A 1329-nucleotide genomic window follows, 5' to 3' on the forward strand; every position below is an offset into this window, starting at 1 on the left:
AAAAAGGCAAGCAGCCGGTCACGCAAAAAGAAAAAGGAAAAAAAGAACGCAACAATTGGACCGAAAGGCTCAAGCGTGCTAGAGACGGGGACATGCAGTGGTTGGAGGAGAACTGGCCTCACGGAGTGATCACGATGGAACCAAAGCTTCTATCGCTCAAACGCCGGAAGGCTGAACCGCTCACAGAGCTTGCGAACGAATGGTGGATAGGTAAGACGGGCACCGGCAAATCGCGGACCCTATCCCGCGAGTATCCGGGTGCCTTCGATAAACCGCTAAACAAGTGGTGGGACGGATATCAAGATGAGGAAGTCGTGTACATCGAAGAATGGTCACCCAAGAATGAATGTACGGCGTCCAACCTGAAAAGGTGGGCGGACTACAACCCGTTCTCTGGACAAGTCAAGAATGGTACTCTAAAGAGTATCAGACCGAAGAAGATCATCGTCCTAAGCAACTACACAATTCGGGACTGTTTCCCAGATCCAAGGGACTATGAGCCGATGGAACGCAGATTCAAGTACCGGTACTTCCCCCTAGGAGCAGTAGTCCAGGATAAGGAACCAGAACCTGCGTTCCATCTAGACTACAACCCACCTGCATAAAATCATAACCCTCCTAAAAAAAATAAAAACAAACAAACAAACACACACTCTATAAAAGCCAATGAAACGTGCTGACGGAAGCACAAGTGAAGCCAGGCCCCCTAAAAACATTGCCGACGCGCAAGCATAGACATCTTTTTTTTAAGGTCCCCCCCCCGGGGCTAGGGGTGAGCGAGCGTAGCGAGTTCCACCCCCAGGGTGGTATACATGATTTAGTTAAGCATTGCACAGTTGTGCAATTCGTTGAGCGGGGGAAGGTCCTAGTCCATTATTACCTAGGACCCCCCCGCTACGCTCAGGGTCTGAGCTCAAAACACAACTCGCCAAGGATGGCTCAAGACGATCCCCGCTCGCGTTCTCGCACCTGGTGCTTTACGCTAAACAACTACACTCCCGAAGAGGAAGAAGGCTGTCGGCTCATAGAGACGGTATACACTATCTTCGGCAAGGAAGTCGGAGAGTCCGGTACCCCTCACCTGCAAGGTTACCTCGTTTTCAAAAACGATAAAACCCGCAAACAAGTGTCGTCGCTGATTCCAAGGGCGTGGCTTAAACAAGCCAACGCAGATGCTATCGCCAACGCAAAGTATTGCTCAAAAGAAGGCGACGTCTTTGAAAAAGGCAAGCAGCCGGTCACGCAAAAAGAAAAAGGAAAAAAAGAACGCAACAATTGGACCGAAAGGCTCAAGCGTGCTAGAGACGGGGACATGCAGTGGTTGGAGGA

At 50.4% G+C, this 1329-nt stretch carries 2 protein-coding genes; both read left to right on the forward strand.

Translation table 11 applies throughout. The features are described from left to right. Positions 1 to 605: hypothetical protein (locus tag HWQ67_RS18725; protein ID WP_218254211.1), on the forward strand; the 605-nt coding region annotated here is incomplete at its 5' end. Positions 606 to 934: 329 nt separating this feature from the next. Then, positions 935 to 1329: hypothetical protein (locus tag HWQ67_RS18730; protein WP_218254212.1), on the forward strand; the 395-nt coding region annotated here is incomplete at its 3' end.

Origin of the sequence: Candidatus Magnetobacterium casense (assembly GCF_019173545.1) — a bacterium.
Taxonomy (GTDB): domain Bacteria; phylum Nitrospirota; class Thermodesulfovibrionia; order Thermodesulfovibrionales; family Magnetobacteriaceae; genus Magnetobacterium; species Magnetobacterium cryptolimnobacter.